At 48.1% G+C, this 18,138-nt stretch carries 14 protein-coding genes; 3 read left to right on the forward strand and 11 right to left on the reverse strand.

The window, feature by feature from the left end; genetic code table 11:
* Nucleotides 1–149: 149 nt before the first annotated feature.
* The 5 genes from amtB to ACL9RG_RS13140 form a co-directional block, all read right to left on the reverse strand.
* Nucleotides 150–1,439, reverse strand: coding sequence for an ammonium transporter AmtB (amtB, locus tag ACL9RG_RS13120; protein WP_422793065.1), 1,290 nt, complete (start codon nucleotides 1,437–1,439; stop codon nucleotides 150–152).
* Between the two features lie 41 nt (nucleotides 1,440–1,480).
* Nucleotides 1,481–1,819 (reverse strand): P-II family nitrogen regulator, encoded by a 339-nt coding sequence (gene glnK / locus ACL9RG_RS13125; RefSeq protein WP_422793066.1) that lies wholly within the window; start codon nucleotides 1,817–1,819, stop codon nucleotides 1,481–1,483.
* A 347-nt stretch (nucleotides 1,820–2,166) separates the two neighbouring features.
* Complete coding sequence (locus ACL9RG_RS13130; RefSeq protein WP_422793067.1) at nucleotides 2,167–3,942, reverse strand: SmdB family multidrug efflux ABC transporter permease/ATP-binding protein; 1,776 nt, start codon at nucleotides 3,940–3,942, stop codon at nucleotides 2,167–2,169.
* Nucleotides 3,935–5,707 (reverse strand): SmdA family multidrug ABC transporter permease/ATP-binding protein, encoded by a 1,773-nt coding sequence (locus ACL9RG_RS13135; RefSeq protein ID WP_422793068.1) that lies wholly within the window; start codon nucleotides 5,705–5,707, stop codon nucleotides 3,935–3,937. Before ACL9RG_RS13135 ends, ACL9RG_RS13130 begins: the two co-directional genes overlap by 8 nt.
* 141 nt (nucleotides 5,708–5,848) lie before the next feature.
* Nucleotides 5,849–6,304: an Lrp/AsnC family transcriptional regulator gene (locus ACL9RG_RS13140; RefSeq protein ID WP_422793069.1), complete on the reverse strand. Its 456-nt coding sequence runs from the start codon at nucleotides 6,302–6,304 to the stop codon at nucleotides 5,849–5,851.
* Nucleotides 6,305–6,424: 120 nt separating this feature from the next.
* Between ACL9RG_RS13140 and ACL9RG_RS13145 the strand changes: the two genes are divergently transcribed.
* Nucleotides 6,425–7,468: a PLP-dependent cysteine synthase family protein gene (locus tag ACL9RG_RS13145; RefSeq protein WP_422793070.1), complete on the forward strand. Its 1,044-nt coding sequence runs from the start codon at nucleotides 6,425–6,427 to the stop codon at nucleotides 7,466–7,468.
* Nucleotides 7,469–7,539: 71 nt separating this feature from the next.
* Here the strand turns inward: ACL9RG_RS13145 and cof are convergent, their stop codons facing one another.
* Nucleotides 7,540–8,358, reverse strand: a complete 819-nt coding sequence (cof, locus tag ACL9RG_RS13150; RefSeq protein ID WP_422793071.1) for an HMP-PP phosphatase — start codon at nucleotides 8,356–8,358, stop codon at nucleotides 7,540–7,542.
* A 242-nt stretch (nucleotides 8,359–8,600) separates the two neighbouring features.
* Between cof and ACL9RG_RS13155 the strand changes: the two genes are divergently transcribed.
* Together ACL9RG_RS13155 and queC are read left to right on the forward strand one after the other, a co-directional pair.
* A complete protein-coding gene (locus tag ACL9RG_RS13155; RefSeq protein WP_422793072.1) occupies nucleotides 8,601–10,301 on the forward strand; it encodes an SgrR family transcriptional regulator in 1,701 nt (566 codons plus the stop codon).
* A 159-nt stretch (nucleotides 10,302–10,460) separates the two neighbouring features.
* A complete protein-coding gene (gene queC, locus ACL9RG_RS13160) occupies nucleotides 10,461–11,171 on the forward strand; it encodes a 7-cyano-7-deazaguanine synthase QueC (protein WP_422793073.1) in 711 nt (236 codons plus the stop codon).
* A gap of 757 nt (nucleotides 11,172–11,928) precedes the next feature.
* Here queC and ACL9RG_RS13165 read toward each other — a convergent pair.
* The 5 genes from ACL9RG_RS13165 to lon form a co-directional block, all read right to left on the reverse strand.
* A complete protein-coding gene (locus tag ACL9RG_RS13165; protein ID WP_422793074.1) occupies nucleotides 11,929–12,318 on the reverse strand; it encodes a YbgC/FadM family acyl-CoA thioesterase in 390 nt (129 codons plus the stop codon).
* A gap of 122 nt (nucleotides 12,319–12,440) precedes the next feature.
* Nucleotides 12,441–12,815, reverse strand: a complete 375-nt coding sequence (locus ACL9RG_RS13170) for a ComEA family DNA-binding protein (RefSeq protein ID WP_422793075.1) — start codon at nucleotides 12,813–12,815, stop codon at nucleotides 12,441–12,443.
* Nucleotides 12,816–12,966: 151 nt separating this feature from the next.
* Entirely contained in the window at nucleotides 12,967–14,844 is a 1,878-nt protein-coding gene (gene ppiD, locus ACL9RG_RS13175) for a peptidylprolyl isomerase (RefSeq protein ID WP_422793076.1), read from the reverse strand.
* A 355-nt stretch (nucleotides 14,845–15,199) separates the two neighbouring features.
* Nucleotides 15,200–15,475: a nucleoid-associated protein HU-beta gene (gene hupB / locus ACL9RG_RS13180; protein WP_422793077.1), complete on the reverse strand. Its 276-nt coding sequence runs from the start codon at nucleotides 15,473–15,475 to the stop codon at nucleotides 15,200–15,202.
* 216 nt (nucleotides 15,476–15,691) lie between these two features.
* On the reverse strand, nucleotides 15,692–18,046 hold the full coding sequence (gene lon, locus ACL9RG_RS13185; protein WP_422793078.1) for an endopeptidase La: 2,355 nt from the start codon (nucleotides 18,044–18,046) through the stop codon (nucleotides 15,692–15,694).
* Nucleotides 18,047–18,138 lie beyond the last annotated feature (92 nt).

An 18,138-nucleotide genomic window follows, 5' to 3' on the forward strand; every position in this document is an offset into this window, starting at 1 on the left:
CAACGCTGAACGAGCGAACTTACGCCAACGCTAAATAAACAGCCAATAGCTCTTTCTAAATCAAAAAAAGGGTGGGCGATAACATTATCGCCCACCCTTTCATTTTGCTATCAGTCATTATCTGCCAAGACAGACCTGACTATTATTAATTATTGGTTGTAAGCATTCTCGCCGTGGCTGTTAACATCCAGACCTTCGCGTTCTTGATCTTCTGGCACACGCAGTCCAACAACCAAGTCGGCAATTTTGAAGGCAATGAAAGCGACAACGCTAGACCAAACTAAGCACACGATAATGCTGAAAATCTGCACCCAAACTTGATGGCCCATGGTTACGCCGGTCGCATAACCCACACCGCCCAGTGAACTAGAGGTGAACACACCAGTCAGGATACAACCTACGATGCCGCATACGCCATGCACACCGAATACGTCACAGGTATCATCAACACGCAGCCATTTTTTCAGGGTTACTACGCCCCACAGGCCAGTAACACCGCCAATCAGACCGATAATCAGCGCACCGCCTACACCGACGCTACCACAAGCTGGAGTGATCGCAACCAGGCCAGCAATCGCACCTGAAGAAGCACCCAACAGTGAAGGTTTACCACGAACCATCCACTCGACCAGAACCCATGACAGGATTGCGCCAGCGGTTGCCATTACAGTGTTAAGGAAAGCTAATGCTGCAATGGAGTTCGCCGCGCTTGCAGAACCGGCGTTGAAACCGAACCAACCAACATACAGAATTGCTGCGCCGGTAAATACCATCGGCAGATTGTGTGGTTTGAAAGCTTCTTTACCAAAACCAACGCGTTTACCCAGCATATAAGCACCAACTAAACCTGCGCTCGCGGCGTTGATGTGCACCACAGTACCACCAGCAAAGTCCAGCGCGCCGTCAGTTGCCAGCAAGCCACCCGCCCATACCATGTGCGCCATTGGCAGGTAGGAGAAGGAGAACCAGATAACGGTGAAAATCAGTACCGCAGAGAAACGCACACGTTCAGCAATACCACCCACAATCAGTGCGATAGTGATACAAGCGAATGAACACTGGAATGCGACCTGAATCAGCTGTGAGAAGGTGCCGCTCAGTGAAGTCAGCGTAATACCTTTCATCAGTGCGTTGCTAAAACCACCGAAGAAGGCGTTACCTTCGCTGAAAGCCACGCTGTAGCCGTACAACATCCACAGCACACAAACTAGAGCAAAGGTGACGATAACCTGAGTCATCATCGACAATACGTTCTTAGAACGCAGCAAGCCGCCGTAGAACAACGCCACGCCAGGTACGGTCATAAACAATACCAGTGCGGTACAAATCATCATGAAGGCGTTATCAGCCTCATTCGCTGCGACCGGATCTGCAGCCATCGCCAGCGTAGGTAGCATCGCTACCGCAGCCAGTCCGATCATGGATAAAAGTTTTTTCATGCTTAATCTACCCCTGTTTCTCTAATACCCAGAGCCTGTAATTACAGCGCGGCTTCGTCGGTTTCACCGGTACGGATACGAATAACACGTTGCAATTCAGCAACGAAAATTTTGCCATCACCAATTTTTCCGGTGTAGGCGGCTTTACTGATCACATCGATCACTTCATCGATCTGATCGTCAGCAATCGCAATATCAATTTTTACTTTTGGCAGAAAGTTAACGCTATATTCTGCACCACGGTACAACTCGGCATGGCCTTTTTGGCGACCAAAACCTTTGACTTCAGTTACGGTCAGCCCTTGAATTCCAACAGCAGACAACGCTTCACGCACATCTTCCAGCTTGAAAGGTTTGATCACCACAGTAACCAGTTTCATTTTGCCACTCCTCGAATTAAGAGCCAGTGTGAGATAAGTCACATCCGATACTGAATGGTTTAAAGCAAAGGCTGTGCCAAAAATGCACATCGCCCCGATTTCCCTGAATTGGCAAATTGTGCGCCCCAAATCAGGGCTTTTTAGCTGAAATTATGTGCGCATTACTGTCGGCATTAAAAATAGACGCACCAACAGTGAGCGTTACGCCTTTTTTTGGTGCGTCAAAATAAGAAAAGGAAAATAAATTGTCAGTTTTTGGTGCGAGGAAGAAAAGCTTGTGGGACTAACAGAAGATTTATGTAGCGGCAAAGCCAGATCAAATCTACTTTGCCGCGGGATGGTAATGGCTAAATAGTTTCCGTTTCCAGTTGACCAGCGCTGAGCGTTTCGCCCGCTTGCTGCAACTGATACATCTGATAATAACGGCCTTTTTCTGCGAGCAGTTGTAAATGGCTACCTTGCTCAACCGCATGACCACGATGGAGAACTAAAATGTTATCGGCCTCGACAATGGTCGACAAACGGTGAGCAATCACCACTAATGTCGTTTGTTGTCGAATGGCGCGCAGTGCACGAGAAATAGCCTGTTCAGTGCCAGAGTCAATATTGGCCGTTGCCTCGTCAAGGATCAAAATCTCTGGTGCTTGCACCAGAACACGTGCCATGGCTAATAATTGCTTCTGCCCCACTGATAGATTATTACCCTGCTCACCCAAGCGTGTGGCAATACCTTCTGGCATCTGTTTAATCAGCGGTGCAAGCTGCACGGTTTCCAATGCTTGCCACACTTTCTGCTCATCGATATTACGTCCCAGCGTAATATTGGCATACACTGAATCGGCTAGTACCACAGGATCCTGTTGCACCATCGCGATCCCTTTACGTAAAACAGCGTGAGAAAGGTCAGTCAGCGGACGACCATCAACGAGGATTTTGCCTTTATTAAGCGGGTAATATCCCATCAGTAAATTCGCTAAGGTACTTTTCCCGCTACCGGTATGCCCAACTAGCGCAACAAAATTACGCGAAGGAATGTGCAGATTGATATTTTCCAACACCCATTTATCAGCACGATAAGCAAAGCTCAGATCACGCATCACCACTTCACCGCTAGTGAGCGGTTTGATGTCCTTGCCATATTGCTGCTGTGACCTGTCCATCAGCTCAAAAATACGCTCACCAGCGACCACCGCCTGTTGCAAAATAGACTGCTGCGATGTCAGCTCAATCAGCGGTTCGTTTAACCGTGATAAATAGTTAATAAAAGCATAGAGCACGCCGACGCCAATACTGCCTTCAGCACTAAACCCGAACAACACCAACAGACCACAAAGAATTAAGGCGGCAAATAGACTAAGCAAAGGACGCAGCAAGAAACCTTCAAGCTTAAGAGTACGCATACGGGCCAAATAGTGGGATTGGCTAGCATTCGTTAAACGCTCAGCAAAGCGCTTTTGCTGACGGAATTGTTGAATAACGCTCATGCCGTTGATCGCTTCATTGAAGCCATCGTTTATATCAGCAAGATAGCTGCGGACTCGACGCACAACCGGCGTGCTGTAAACCTGATACAGCGCCATCACCACCATCACCGCCGGGAAGATAGCGCTGGCGATCAATGCCATTCGCAAATCCAGGCTGAACATCGCCACCAGCATGGCACTGATCAACGCTAAACTGCGCAATACGGTGGAGACAACCGTGACATATAAATCACGCACGACTTCTGTATCATTAGTCACACGCGAGATAAGCTGCCCGACGGGTTGAGTATCAAAAGCACTTAACGGCTGACGCAATGCGGCGTCCATAACTTCAGTGCGCAACTGCTGTACCACGCCGACGGCAGCGCGGTTAAACAGTAAAGCCTGAGAATAGTGCAACCCAGCGGCCAGCAATTGCAGCAGAATAAAGGCGATCGCCAACAGGCTCACCATGCCCAAAGGTAATAATCCTTTCGACACGTATTGATCGATAAAATAACTGATTAACAGTGGACCACAGACTTCCGCCCCGGCCGCTACCCATAACATAACAACCGCAATAGACAGCGGGCGGCGATAAGGTTTGCCATACATCAGTAGGCGCTTTAGCGTCGGCCAGGTTTTTTGCCCTTTATTCATGAGGTAAATACTCCTGTTGCACCGGTGCTTCATCAAGTGCGGCTTCCAACTGCTGATAACGATACATGTCACGATACCAACCAGCCTCAGCCACCAAGCTATCGTGACTACCGCGCTGGGCCACAGAACCTTGGTTAAAGACTAAAATCTCGCTCGCTTCCACTAAGGCCGACAGTCGGTGCGCACTGATAATCACCGTGCGATCGCTGCCCCACTGGCGCAGGTTATGCAAAATTTGGTGTTCGGTACGGCCGTCGACCGCAGATAATGCATCGTCAAGAATCAGAATTTCGGACTCCATCAACAGCGCACGCGCAATAGAAATACGCTGTTTTTGTCCACCAGAAAGCATCACGCCGCGCTCACCGACTTCGGTATCGTAACCTTGCGGCAAACGCAGAATATCCTCATGAATGCTCGCCAGTTTTGCCGCGTCTTCAATTTGTTGTTGGCTGGCATCTGGCCTGCCCAGCGCAATATTCTGACCAATGGTATCGGAGAACAAGAACGGCGTTTGGCTGACCACGGCCAAACGCGCGCGCCAGTCATCTAATCGCATCTCTGAAAGAGGGATATCGTGGTAGGCTATTTTACCTACGGAAACATCAAACTGGCGTTGAATTAACGCGAGCAGCGTGCTTTTTCCCGAACCGGTCGGGCCACATAACCCCAGCATTTTCCCGGGAGCCAGCGTAAAGCCAACATCGTTTAATGACGAACGACTGGCCTGCGGATAGGTAAATTGTTTAATGCCCACTTGCAAAATATCGCGCCCGGCGGGCAAAGGTTTTGTCCCATCGACAACCGAGGGCGCTTCTTCTAGCAAGCTACGAATTCGGCTATAAGCTGCGCTACCGCGTTCAACAATATTAAACATCCACGCTAATGCCAGCATTGGCCAAATCATCAGGCCCAAATACATCACAAAGCTCGTGAGCTGGCCTAGCGTCAAATGCTGTTCAACCACCATCCAACTGCCGCCGCCGATAGCTAACAGATTCGCCATACCGATAGAAACATAGATCGTTGGGTCAAAACGGGCATCAACGCGTGCGACACGCATATTTTTGACGCCAGTATCACGGGCAACATCAGCAAACTGTGATGATTGATGGTTTTCCAGTCCGAATGCTTTGATCATACGGATACTGCTAAGGCTTTCCTGTGCGCGGTCGTTTAGCGAGGAAAACGCCGCCTGCGCCACTTTAAAACGTTCGTGCAATTGCTCGCCATAGCGGTTGATTAACAACGCCATAATAGGCATTGGCACCAAAGAAAGCAGCGTCAACTCCCAGCTGATTTGTGTTGCCATCACGACCAGCACCACCAGCCCCATCACCATAGAATCAACCAACGTGAGCACGCCTTCCCCAGCGGCAAATACCACCCGGTCGACATCATTAGTAGCACGAGCAATCAAATCACCGGTACGGTGGCGCAGATAAAAAGCAGGATGTTGACGGCTAAGCTGGGCAAAGAAATTCTGCCGCAGTTCAACGGCTAACTGATAGGATGCACCAAATAACAGCACCCGCCAGACATAACGCAGCAAATAGACCAAAATAGCCGTAGCGAGCATCACTCCCAGCCAGCCCCAGATAACCGCCGCGGACATTTTTTTGCTGGTGACGCCATCAATGATTACACCAACCAATTTAGGCGGGAGTAATTGCAGAATCGCAATAATGATTAATAAGGCGACAGCCCCAAGATAACGCCGCCATTCTCGACGGAAATACCAAGCTAGTTGAGCAAATAATCTCACGCAGAAGTTTCCATGATCTTAGTCTTATTAGAATTCAGTGATTTTACACGCAATAAGCATCAACGGACAGGCAAGCAACGACCTACGTCCGGACAGTATCCATATAGGATAACATTGATAAGATATCTTTCGGATGAATCTTTACAGCGGTAAAACCGTGGTAGATTTGATGCGTTCCATAGCAAAACTCGATGTCACATCCAGCAACCCCGGCACGGCATTCACTAGCTTTTTATAAAAGTTATCATAACTTTTCATATCAGCGACTTGTACTTGCAGCAAATAATCGTACTCCCCCGCCATACGATAGAAAGAGAGCACTTCTGGTAGCGCCTCTACTCGTTCGACAAAGGTTTCGTACCATTCGCTATTATGATGTTGGGTTTTGATCAGCACAAACGCCGTCAACGTTAAGCCTAGTTTCTCACTATCGAGCAACGCAACTTTCGCCCGAATGATCCCTTCTTCTTCCAAGCGTTTTAGTCTTTTCCAACATGGCGTGGAGGTGAGATTAACAGCATCGGCAAGCACTTGCAGAGACAGCGTGCAGTCTTGTTGCAGCATCGCTAACAATTTTCGGTCAATTTTATCTAGCATTGGATTATTTAGTAGAAAAATTTTCTCTTAAATTGCCTCCCATAGGGATAAATAGCAACGTTTTTCCCCAAATAAATGGTTATTCTAGCGCTAAATTTACTGAGATTTTCGGATAGCATTATGATTAACACTTGGGTAAACCACGCGATAAAAGAGATCGACGCTGATTTTCAACGCTCGGCCGACACACATTTGATTCGCCTGAATCTTTCCGATTTTCCTGGTATTTCACTTTATCTAAAAGATGAAAGCACTCACCCTTCCGGTAGTTTGAAGCACCGCTTAGCACGCTCGCTATTTTTGTACGGCCTGTGCAACGGCTGGATCAATGAAAATACGCCGATTATTGAAGCATCGTCAGGAAGTACGGCTATATCCGAAGCTTATTTTGCCCGACTGCTCGGACTGCCATTTATTGCGGTGATGCCTGCGTGTACTGCGCCGCGTAAAATTGAGCAAATCGAGTTTTACGGTGGTCGCTGCCATTTTGTCGAACACTCTAGCCAGATTTATGACGTTTCAGAGCAATTGGCCAGAGAAATGAACGGCCATTATATGGATCAGTTCACTTACGCCGAGCGGGCAACGGATTGGCGCGGTAATAACAATATAGCTGACAGTATTTTTCGTCAGATGTCGCATGAAACGCATCCTATCCCGCGCTATTTAGTGATGAGCGCAGGCACTGGCGGCACCTCCGCAACGCTGGGCCGTTATATTCGCTATCAAGGACATAAAACCGAACTGATTGTGGTCGACCCTGAGAATTCCGTATTTTATGACTACTTCCAGCATCGAGATGCCACTGTTAGCGCGAGCTGTAGCAGCCGGATAGAAGGTATCGGTCGTCCGCGTGCTGAGCCTTCGTTTATTCCCAGCGTCATAGACAGCATGATACAAGTGCCTGACGCGGCTAGTATCGCCACCTTATATTGGCTGGAGAAACTGCTTGGCAGAAAGGTCGGCGGCTCAACCGGTACCAACGTTTGGGGCGCACTGCAATTGGCTGAGAAAATGCGTGAACGAGGCGAAAGTGGTTCTATTGTGACCTTACTTTGCGACAGCGGGGAGCGTTATCTTAATACCTATTACAACTCAGAATGGGTAGCCAATAATATCAGGGTCTTAGCTCCATTTAGTGAAAAGCTGTTGGGCTTGAAATAATCTTTACTACGTAAGATAAAAGCGGAAAAAAAGCCGGAACAGATAATGTCCCGGCTAGCTGAAAAACCTTATCATTCGGGGGAATAGGTGAGGTGTGGTGAGTTCAGCCAATGTTGTAAAAAGTGAGACACCGCTTGATTCTGGCAATGTCCAATAACTTGTAGGTGCGGCAACTGTTGTTTGAGGATGGGCAAAGCATTACCCATTACCAGCCCTAATCCCACGCTATTAAGCATCTCTTTATCATTCATCGCATCGCCAAAAGCCATGCATTGTCCCATCTCAATACCAAGACTGGCGGTGAGTTTCTCCAGAGCGCTGCCTTTATTAGTGCCTTTTGGCATAACATCCAGGCAATCGCTGGCAGAGAAACACAGATCAACTCGCTCACCGAATGCGGCTTCGAGCTGCGGCATCAGTTGTAGCAGTTCATCATGTGGGGCGCTGAAAAAGACTTTGTGATTGCCTTGTGCAGGCAACAAACGCAGATCCTGATACTGATATTTGAAACCACTAAACTGGTGCGCCACTAATATCTGCGGCACATCATTAAAGGTAAACCAGCCTTCACGGCGGAACACATCCATGCGTGCTGACGTTCGCCATGTCGTATTGACTAGCTGAGTAAAGCAATCTTCCGGCAGGGTACTTTCATGGAATAACTGGCCGTCGAGGTCGTGGATCTCCGTGCCATTACCGGTCAGCAAGTAGCTGCGTAAGCCAATATTCGCCAAAATGGTCTTCATTTCTACATGGTGACGGCCGGTTGCAAACGCCAGAATAATGCCTCTTTCCTCGAGTTGACGTAGGGTTGCCAACGTTTTGTCACCCAGCCGATGCTCAGGCGTTAAAAGCGTACCATCCATATCAAATGCAGCCAGGCGAACCATAGAACCTCGTCAAAATAAGAAAGAAAACAGTATTAATGTACGACGTTGAGTATGAGTGAGCATTTACGGAACTAATAGTGAACAATTGAAAATTAGACTTCCTCATTTATTCGGATCACACCTCGTTGCCCAGCATCACTCTGCGCCAGCTCTCATTTGCTGGCATAAAACCAGCCAAGAAAACACCACTGATATATGCTGAACATATAATATAGGTAGTGAATAACTGTTCCGGGTTTATTATGCGTCTGCAAAATCGTCTTAACCAATATCAACGTTTATATCTGCGGCTAGGGGATAGCCTCAATGAACTTACCGTTGCCGAGCTGGCTGAGATCTTTTGCTGTAGCGAGCGCCATACTCGAACCTTATTATCGCAGTTTCAACACCTCGGATGGATTAGCTGGCATTCTCAAGCCGGGCGTAGTAAACGCGGCAAGCTGCAATGTTTAAAAACGCCAACAAGCCTGCGCGAATCTTATGTGCAGGAGCTATTGGAAAATGGCGACCACTCAGCTGCTCTGCAATTAAGCGCCCTGGATCCTCAACACCTTAATACGCTGCTAACGCCACATATGGGCGGACAATGGCTAGCCGATGCGCCAACATTACGTATCCCCTATTATCGACCAATGCAACGCCTTGACCCACAGACCCTGACCGGCCGCGCGGAACAGCATTTAGCCCACACGATACATGCAGGGTTAACGCGTTTTATTACCGGGCAATCCCTACCACAGCCCGATTTAGCACATCACTGGCATATCACTAATCAGGGCAAGACCTGGCAATTCTTCCTCCATAGCCGCTTGTATTGGCATAATGGAGAACTTATTACGGCCAGCCAATTAGGTGAAATTTTTGAGCATTTGCGTTACTCACCGAAAAGCAGGCACAGTTTGGATAATATCCGCAGCCTTTCGCAACCGCATGCACTCTGCCTGCAATTTGATCTTCACCACGCAGATTATTGGCTAGCGCACCGATTGGCCGATCTTAGCTGCCTGCTCGCACATCCCAATGACGCTACCATTGGCGCAGGCCCTTTCCGTTTAGTGCACTTCGCACCAGAATTAGTACGTCTTGAGCAGCATACTTACTATCATTTGCAGCGCCCTTTCTTATACGCCATTGAATATTGGATCTCCCCGCACCTTTTCGCACAAAGAAGCCATATCAGTTGTCAGCACCCGGTACGCATTATTCTTGGAGAACAAGATGAGTTGGCGCAAGTCAGGCCGGTCAGACGCACCACCAGCCTTGGCTTCTGTTATTTAGCCGTAAATATGCGCCAACAGAATTTAAGCCAAGAGCAGGCACAAAAAATAGTGATGTTGATACAACGCTCAGCCATGCTAGAACATTTGCCGATAGATAATGACTTGGTCAGTCCGAGCAAAGAGATGTTGCCAGGTTGGCCAATACCGATGCATCAGGTGGAAAATGTGACGCTGCCAGCCACATTAAATTTGATCTATCACCCACCGGTCGAACTTGGTTTAGTGGCTGAGGCGTTAAAAACATTGTTGGCCGCCGAAGGCTGCACCTTAACTCTCACCTATCACACTGGACGCCTATGGGATAACGATGAGCAGCTCGGCAATGTCGATCTTATGCTCGGCGATCGATTGGTTGGCGAAGCGCCGCAAGCCACGTTAGAAAACTGGTTACGGCAAGATCCTCTCTGGCCCGCAATATTGAGCGATACAGCGTTAACTCAGCAAGCGCAAAGACTTACTAGCATTGCGCAACTCGCAGACAATGCACAGCGGGCGCAATCGCTGCGTGACCATTTTTATCAGCTCATGGTGAATGCTACGATCACGCCGCTATTTAACTATCGCTATCAAGTCAGCGCCCCACCCCGCGTAAATGGCGTGCAACTCACCGCCTGGGGATGGTTTGATTTTTGCCAGGCATGGATCCCGCCAGAAATAGCCTGAACAACTTGTACAACGGCTAGTTTTAACGTGACGGATTTTACGATGACCAGTTTTACTATCCACTGGCTATAAACCTCAGTACCATTGCGCTATCCCTGGCTGTCGCGGCTCTGTTTAAGCCGAAGGGCAGCCCATATTGAACCTTCAGGATAAATTGACATGAAAAGAGCGGTTGTTGTATTCAGCGGCGGACAAGATTCCACTACCTGTCTTATTCAAGCATTGACGCAGTATGACGAAGTGCATTGCATTACTTTCGACTATGGGCAGCGTCATGTTGCAGAAATCGAGGTCGCCGAAACCCTCTCTAAGCAGCTCGGTGCCAAATCGCACAAGGTGCTGGACGTTACTATGCTCAATGAGCTGGCTGTCAGCAGCCTGACCCGCGATAATATCCCGGTACCGCAATATGGCGAGACCGAAGCTAACGGCTTGCCGAGCACATTTGTTCCAGGTCGCAATATTTTGTTCCTGACACTGGCAGCAATTTTTGCCTATCAATTACAGGCCGAAGCCGTAATTACCGGCGTTTGTGAAACCGACTTCTCCGGCTATCCGGATTGCCGCGATGAATTCGTCAAAGCGTTAAACCACGCGGTATCACTAGGTATTGCCCGCGACATCCGTTTTGAAACGCCATTGATGTGGCTCAATAAAGCCGAAACCTGGGCGCTGGCCGACCGCTACCAAAAATTGGATCTGGTGCGTCATCATACGCTGACCTGTTATAACGGCATCATTGGCGATGGTTGTGGCGAATGCGCAGCATGTCATTTGCGTGCTAAAGGATTAGAGGAGTTTCAGCGGGATGCGGTCGCTGTTTCCGCAGCATTAGGGTTGAAGCTGGATCGAGCTGCGGCGATTTCTTAAAGCCAGAAGGGCTTTAAAATCATTGTTTTGAATCCAGGCCGGGATTCTTGGCGGCTTCTTAAGACCATAACGATTGTGGAAGCAATGGCCGTGCTTTCCCGGCTTCTTAAAATTAGAACTGTGAATTTTTCGGTTCTTCAAATGTAGTGCTCAATGTAAGGCTATCGACTGAACCGAGCCAAGGGGGGGCGCCCCCCTTCGCCATCCCACGCCTTTTTACCCCCTCAATATCTAGTCCAGTGGAGGCCATGTTTCAGAAGCTTCCGTGATAGCGCAAATACCAGCCTTCCAGGCTTCCCGCTTGCGGGTTCAAGCCAACGATAAACCCATTGTATTTCACCACTCCACCGGTGGCATTTTGAGTGCGCTTGGCGGCTTTTAAATCAACGGCAACGGCACAAACAAGAAGGCAAAGGCATTTTATCTTTTGAATTTGATAAGTTTGGTGGCGCACTCAAAATTTCACTGACGAGTGGTGGAGAGACAGCGAGCGCTTTAAGCGAGTGGGCTCGAATCCGAGGAAGGGATGGCGGAGCCATGAAATTTGCGCCTGTCGCAGTGGTGGCTGAAACATAGTCTCCGCTGAACTCTTGGTAAAAGCTTGAAAAGGCGCAGGATTCTAAAGGACCGCGCCTCGGTCCTTTAGGCGGCTTAGGCTGCAATGCCAAATTGAACACTACATTTGAGAAGCCGAAATTTACACCGTTACACTTTTAAAAAGCCGCCCAAATCCCGGAACGGATTTAATACAATGCTTTTAAAGTTTTTCGAGCTTTTCCAAAAGCTCCCCTTCTAATGCCAAAGACTTTTGCGTTTTAAGATCAATGCATACAAAGGTGATTGCTGCATCGGCTACGGCTTCGCCTTTGCAAGTGATCACTTGCTCCAATACGCCGCTTCTCTTGCCTAATTCCTTCACCTTGCTATCAATGAGTAACTCATCACCTAATACTGCGGATTTGCGGTAGTTGATATTGATATTTACCACAATGAACGCCATGTTTTTTTCACGCATCCACTTTTCGCTTGAGTGACCATCCAACCACTGCCAACGTGCAGCTTCAAGGAACTCAAGATAACGCGCATTATTAACATGCTGATAAACATCAATATGAAAACCGAGAACTTTAATCGTTGTTTGTGCCATTGCTTATCTCTCCAGCGACGGGGACCAGCTCAGGCTACCATTAACCTGAACTGGTCGGATGTCCTTTAGATTAGCAGAAGAATGAAACAATAGATTTTTGGCATCTTATGTCGCGATCGTCATCACAGTTTAAGGTGCGCGCGATTACGCTCAAAAAGCGCGGGACCAATTCCTGGAACTTCTTGTAACTGGTCAACATCGGTAAAAGCTCCCAACTCATTACGATAATCTACGATCCTTTGTCCTTTTTTTAAGCCGACCCCGTTCATCACTCGGGCAAAATCCTCTGCCGTTGCCGTATTGATGCTGACCATATCCCCTTCACCAGGTGCTATTTTGCTTTTAGTCTGGTTAGGACTTTCCGCTGCTCGCGTGACTTTACTACTCGTCACAGCCTGAGGCGTTTTAGCCTGCAAAGGCGGCGCAGCCTGTAGGCCAAAAGATAGGGTAGAAAGAACAAGTGCCAGAGTCAGTGTGGTCATGCCCATTTTTTTCATGCTGTATCCTCCATGTGTTTGACAGCACGGGCATCGTGCGACAAATCAGTTCAGCAAACAAACGGCAGATTTTAAAAATGGAAAAGGCCGCGAAAGCGGCCTTTTGGTATTGCATCTTGTTGCATCAAACTGCGGGATATCCCGCATAAAATCAGTTCTGAGCGGCTGTGCCCAACTTAATTTTTGCTTCCTGACGCAAGCTGTTCAGCAGTGCATCGAAGGTCGCATTTGACGACATTTTCTGAATTTCGTCAGAGAAACGTGCGGTGTCTGATTCAGGCAAGACACCCGGGTTTACAGCGGTCAGTTTAATCAACACTGTATTGCCTTGCTGATCTTCCGAAATACCGTAGCTCACCGCATCTTTCTGCGGCTGTGGCAATGCGTAAACGTTTTGCTCGAAGTCAGACGGTTGCTGAGTACGTTGTACTTTTTGTACATTACTAAAGCTCAGGCCAGCAGCCTTCATCTCGTCATCACCTTTACCGGCCTTCAGCGCAGCCAAGATCTTAGCGCCATCAACACGCGCCTGATCTTCCGCTTTTTGCTGCTTAACCAGCGTAATCACTTGATCTTTAACGTCAGCAAAAGGTTTCACACCGGCTGCTTTATGATCATCGATACGGATAACAAAGGCACGATCGCCATCAACGGTAATCACATCAGAGTTACTGCCTGGCGCGCCAGCTTGACCAAGCAATGAGCCGCCTGAAATAGCCTGAGTGACAGGTTTGAAATTGATTGCCGCAGGAATATTTTGCTCAGTGAACCAATCAGTGTGAACAGCTTTAGTACCCGCAGCCTGCTCAGCAGAAGTCAAAGATTCATTGTCATTGGTTGCCGCATCACTCACTTTTTGTTGCAAGGCGTAGTAGGCATCCAGCGCTTTCTCTTGCTTCAACTTGCTAATGATATCGTCACGGACTTCGTTCAGAGGTTTAACCTGCGCAGGAGTAACATCATCCAAACGTAGGATGAAATATCCCAGATCAGATTTAATCACGCCTGAAACCTGACCTTTAGTCGTCAAATTAGCGGTTTTAAATTCTGGCAGCGTGGTTTCTGGCTCCATCCAACCCAAATCCCCACCTTTTGCGCCGCTGAGCGTATCGGTGGATTTGGTTTTAGCGAGCTGAGCAAAATCAGCGCCTTTTTTCAGCTCATCCGCAATAGCATCAGAATCGGCCTGGTTTTTAGAAACGATGACGCTGTAGCGACGACGTTCTGGTTGGCCGAATTCTGAACTGTGCTGGTCATAGTAAGCGGAAACATCAGCATCGCTCACCGTAACTTTGCTCTGAATGTCCGCAGCATCCATTTCGATATAGCTGATTTTGAACTCTTCTGGCGACACAAAGCGGTTCTTATTCTGCTCGTAAAACGCTTGAAGTTCGGCATCGCTGGCCTGCTGTTTAGCAGCCAAAGCAGCGGTGTTGAAAGTTGCAGTCTGAACATCGCGCTCTTGCAGCAACAGCGATGACAAAGTTTTGATTTCAACTGGTAAAACAAAGTCTGATTCGCCAAATGCTTGCGCCAATTGTTGGCTAACCAGTTGCTGTTTCATCAATTGAGCGAATTGGTCTGGCGTATAGCCGAGGCTCTGTACGCTTTGTACGTACTTAGCGTTATCAAATTGGCCATTAGTCTGGAATTGCGGAGCCGCAAGAATTGCCGCTTTGATTTGATCATCGCTGACGGTAACACCTAACTTTTTCGAATATTGATCAAGCAGCGTTACGTCGATCAGATTATTCAAAGATTCACGACGCAATTGCTGCATGTAGCCATCGCTGCCGGCAAGTGTTGCGAACTGATCGCCAAGCTGTTGTTGAAGGCGCGCACGCTGATTTTGCACCGCTTCTTCTAACTTAGCACGGCTGATCTCCTGGCCGTTTACTTTGGCAGCATAGTCGCCCGATCCGCCAATTAAATAGTTACCTACGCCTGTCAAAACAAATGACAAGACAATCAGGCCAAGAATGATTTTGAGCACGACATGATTGGCGGCCGCGCGTAAATTGTCCATCATAGTGAAGCAACACTCCGCTGTGTTTTGGGGTTAGAACCTGGCTGCAAGAAGAGAAACCTAGCTATTCCTGCGACACCCAATGTGGATGTTAACCATTAAACTGCATGTTTACACTGACACTTCGTTTCATTTGGTGTTCAAAAGAATCACTGCCAACAAGCTCGTACCGTTCTCTCAATCGAAAAAGAAAAAAGGCGCATCATTTTGATGCGCCTTGTATCTTACCTCACCAACTCTTTGCCGTCAGGTTATTGTTTAACACAGCGATCTTTGTTGTTTTAAACATATCCATCTGCTGTTAAAAACAGCAATTACTGTCTTTTGCATGATGGTTTGACGCTAGAAGATCAGGCAATTATCCGTTAACAGCATCTTTTAAAGATTTACCAGCACGGAAGCCTGGAACTTTAGCTGCCGGGATACTGATTTCTTTGCCTGTCTGTGGATTGCGGCCAGTACGTGCTGAACGCTCACGAACGGAGAAAGTACCGAAACCAACCAGGGCAACCTCTTCACCAGATTTCAGAGAATCGGTTACAGATGCAAGTACAGCATCCAAAACACGTCCAGCTGCCGCTTTAGAAATATCAGCACCGGCGGCAATCTTATCGATCAATTGTGACTTATTCACGTTATCATCCCCTTTTGAATTCTATCGTCACGGTAGAACTTTTCCCTACAGACGTGACAGCGCTGCTGTTATATCAATCTTGTTAGGGGTATGCAAGCTGCCCAGAACAGACTTGATCCCGCTAACAGCCATATAAAGTAGCGGCACAAAAAAAGGCTGGCAAGTGAGAATTCACTTACCAGCCCGATAATTATTTATTCTTTCTACGCTATGTCACTATTTTGCAGCAACAGGTAACGCGCCGAAAGCCGGATTTTGCAGAGCAAGGTTCAATACATCATCGATGCGTTTAACCGGATGAATCTCCAAATCGGCCAGAACGTTATCAGGGATCTCTTCCAAATCACGTTTGTTATCGTCCGGGATCAGCACCACTTTGATGCCACCACGGTGCGCCGCCAACAGTTTCTCTTTCAAGCCACCGATCGGCAGTACCTGACCACGCAAGGTGATCTCACCAGTCATTGCTACATCAGCACGAACCGGGTTACCAGTCAGACAAGAAACCAAAGCGGTACACATTGCAATACCTGCGCTTGGGCCGTCTTTCGGCGTAGCCCCTTCTGGTACGTGAACGTGGATATCACGTTTCTCGTAGAAGTCAGCATTAATACCCAGTTTTTCAGCGCGTGCACGTACAACTGTCAGAGCCGCCTGGATAGATTCTTGCATCACTTCCCCCAGAGAACCGGTGTAAGTGAGTTTGCCTTTACCCGGCACGCAAGCAGTTTCGATAGTCAGCAGCTCACCACCGACTTCGGTCCACGCCAAACCTGTCACCTGACCTACGCGGTTTTCTGTATCAGCACGGCCGTAATCGACCTTCTGCACACCCAAGAAATCTTTCAGGTTATCGCCATTGATTTCAATGTGCTTGAGGGTTTTATCCATCAGCAGCTGTTTCACAGCTTTGCGGCACAGTTTGGATAATTCACGTTCCAAACTACGCACGCCCGCTTCGCGAGTATAGAAACGAATGATGCCAATAATGGCGCTGTCATCAACGGTCAATTCGTTTTTCTTCAGCGCGTTACGCTCGATTTGTTTCGGCAATAAGTGCTGCTTAGCAATGTTCAGTTTTTCGTCTTCGGTATAACCAGAGAGACGAATAACTTCCATACGGTCCAACAGCGGAGCCGGGATATTCATCGAGTTAGATGTTGCTACGAACATCACATCAGACAAATCATAATCAACTTCCAGATAGTGGTCGTTGAATGCGACGTTTTGTTCTGGGTCCAGCACTTCTAACAACGCAGAAGCTGGGTCGCCACGCATGTCCGAAGACATTTTATCAATCTCATCCAACAGGAAAAGTGGGTTTTTAACGCCAACTTTCGCCATTTTCTGGATCAATTTACCCGGCATAGAACCGATGTAAGTCCGGCGATGTCCGCGGATTTCCGCTTCATCACGCACGCCACCCAATGCCATACGAACGTATTCACGACCGGTAGCACGAGCGATAGACTGACCGAGGGAGGTTTTACCTACGCCCGGAGGCCCAACCAAGCAAAGGATTGGCCCTTTAATTTTGCTAACGCGTGTCTGAACCGCAAGATACTCGAGGATACGGTCTTTAACTCGTTCCAAACCAAAGTGATCGGTATCGAGTACTTCTTGCGCCTTACGCAAGTCTTTTTTCACTTTGCTACGCGCATTCCACGGAACCTGAAGCATCCAATCGATATAGCCGCGAACCACTGTCGCTTCCGCTGACATCGGTGACATCATCTTCAGTTTTTGCAGCTCGGCTTCGGCTTTTTCACGCGCATCTTTCGGCATTTTTGCCGCGTCGATTTTGCGTTTTAAGGCTTCATGTTCGTCCGGTGCATCATCCATTTCGCCGAGTTCTTTCTGAATAGCTTTCATTTGCTCATTCAGGTAGTACTCGCGCTGACTCTTTTCCATCTGTTTTTTAACGCGATTACGGATACGTTTTTCAACCTGCAACAGATCGATTTCCGATTCCATCATCGCCATCAGATATTCGAGGCGCTCGGTGATATCAAACATTTCCAATACGGATTGTTTATCAGCAAGTTTTAATGGCATATGCGCAGCAATGGTATCTGCCAAGCGAGCCGCATCTTCAATGCTGTTTAATGATGTCAGGACTTCTGGCGGGATTTTTTTGTTCAGTTTGATATAACCTTCAAACTGATTGATCGCCGTGCGCACCAGAACTTCCTGCTCGCGCTCGTCAACAGCAGGAGATTCCAAATACTCTGCGCCAGCAGAAAAATGTTCGCCGCTGTCTGATAGCTGGGTAATACGGGCACGCTGCAAACCTTCCACCAGCACTTTTACTGTGCCATCTGGTAGCTTCAACATTTGCAGTATTGATGCCACGGTCCCTACAGAGAAGAGATCGTTTATGCCAGGCTCATCCGTAGAAGCCTCTTTTTGTGCCACCAGCATGATTTTTTTATCGTGATCCATCGCGGCTTCAAGACACCGAATCGATTTTTCCCTGCCAACAAACAACGGGATCACCATGTGCGGATAAACCACCACATCGCGCAAAGGCAATACGGGGATTTCTATGCGTTCAGAACGCTCAGGGTTCATAGAGCTCTCTCTTAGTTTAGCTTCCGCCAGGTTAAGGAAACCTCGTAAAACACGAGTCAGACGGGTTTCAGCATGTAGTTAACTGAGTATAT

Origin of the sequence: Rouxiella sp. Mn2063 (assembly GCF_049319665.1) — a bacterium.
Taxonomy (GTDB): Bacteria; Pseudomonadota; Gammaproteobacteria; order Enterobacterales; family Enterobacteriaceae; genus JBMOUD01.